The following is a 1,743-nucleotide window of genomic DNA, read 5'->3' as shown; positions in this document are numbered from 1 at the left end:
TCTCGTATACAGCGGTTCATTAAGATGTGGGGCAATTTTCTCGTAATACGGGAGCAACGCCTGATAACCTCTCTTCCGTAATCGTTCCCGGGTAATGGTCGTACCCAAAATCGGGCTTTGGGCAATTGCCCATCCCCCCATTCGGGAGCGGCTCCATTGGTAGGCTTGTTCGGGTGGAACGCCCAACCGGATCAGGTTCTTTCGTTTCCGTTCCGGTTTCTTCCAATGGTGCCAAATGCAGTACCTCAGCCGGTTACGCAACCATCCATCCAATTCCTTTAGTTTGACCTGAATACTTGCCATACGGAAGTAATTGAGCCAACCCTGGGAAACTTCTTTGAGCTTTTGAGTGCGCTCGTCGAAGCTCATGGGCGTGGTTTTGCGGGTGATGGTTTTCAGCTTTTCTTTGAGCGATTTCCAACTCTTTTCGCTTGCGACCAGTTGGTACTGCCCCTTCTCTCCTTTTCGGTAGGTGGGCACGAACCCGTAGCCCAAAACCTTGAAGTTGACCGGACGGCGGATGCCGCTCTTTTCGCGGTTGATCGGTAGTTTTAGCTTGTCGCGCAGGAACCGGAACGTGTCGTTTCCGACTTTCCGGGCGGCCTGTTTTGTCTTCAGATAAATACTAAAGTCGTCGGCATAGCGCACAAAGCGCAGGTTCTGCCTTTTCAGCTCCTTGTCCAGTTCATGCAGCATGATATTGGACAGCAGCGGGCTGAGCGGGCTTCCCTGTGGTACGCCTTTACGGCGCTTAACCAAGTTGCCGTTGATTTGAATCGGCGCTCTCAGCCATTTGCGGATCAGCCGTAGCGTGAGCGGGCATTTGACCTTCTTGTAGATCAATTGCAGTAAAATACAGTGGTCCACTTCATCGAAGAAGCTTTTCAGGTCGATATCAACAATGTGCTGATAGCCCGAATTGATGTGCCCCTGTGCTTTTAACACGGCCTGCTGTGCATTCCGGTTTGGCCGAAAACCGTAGCTTTGATCTTCGAACTCCAGCTCGAATTTGATGGCTAAAACCTGACCAACGGCTTGTTGAAGCATCCGGTCGGTTACGGTAGGGACACCCAGTAGCCGGGTCTTCCCGTTGCTTTTGGGGATTTCCACCCCTCGAATGGCTTGTGGTTGGTACTTCCCTTGCCGGATATCGGATTCTATCTGCTCCCTGTTATGGGTCAGGTGGCCGTATAGTTCCTTCACCGGCATACCATCAACGCCTGCCGAACCTTTGTTCGACACCACCTGACGGTAAGCCCGCATCATATTCCTCCGGTTGAGTACCTGTTCAATCATTCCCGTTTTCGTTTTATTCGGTTGCCCTGTTCCGCTTAAAACAGGGCTGGCATTGCCTCCCTGCCGAATTTGGAACATCTTAATGTTCGGCCCTTCACGACCCTGTGAGCCCTCCACGGTTTCTGTCCGTGGCTCGTTACCGGCAGCTACTATGGCCTCTGCTGACTTCTCACTCCGGCCAACACGTGGTTAGTGAGATCTCCCCTGGTAAAAGCTTTTCCCTTCCTCCAATGCCTGCCTGATCTACTATAAAACGATTTGGGTGTTCACCGGACGTTACAATGATGTGCTTGCTTATCCTCGTTTAATAGCCTCATATCAGGTTTCTGTTCGTCAGTACCGGATTTTGCCGTTTGACTTCCTTCAGTGCATACCTCACGGTAAACCACCTTGTCACTTGCTAATACTTCCGGGCGTTACCCCGGCGTATAAGGGACTTCCCGTCCG

General features: G+C 51.6%; 1 protein-coding gene. It reads right to left on the bottom strand.

The window, feature by feature from the left end; genetic code table 11:
• A partial coding sequence (gene ltrA / locus N2K84_RS20095) for a group II intron reverse transcriptase/maturase (RefSeq protein ID WP_282593624.1) occupies nucleotides 1-1,296 on the bottom strand: 1,296 nt, incomplete at its 3' end.
• Nucleotides 1,297-1,743 lie beyond the last annotated feature (447 nt).

The organism is Gaoshiqia sediminis (genome assembly GCF_025907915.1).
Classification (GTDB): Bacteria; Bacteroidota; Bacteroidia; order Bacteroidales; family Prolixibacteraceae; genus Gaoshiqia; species Gaoshiqia sediminis.
This window is presented reverse-complemented; position numbering and strand designations above follow the sequence as displayed.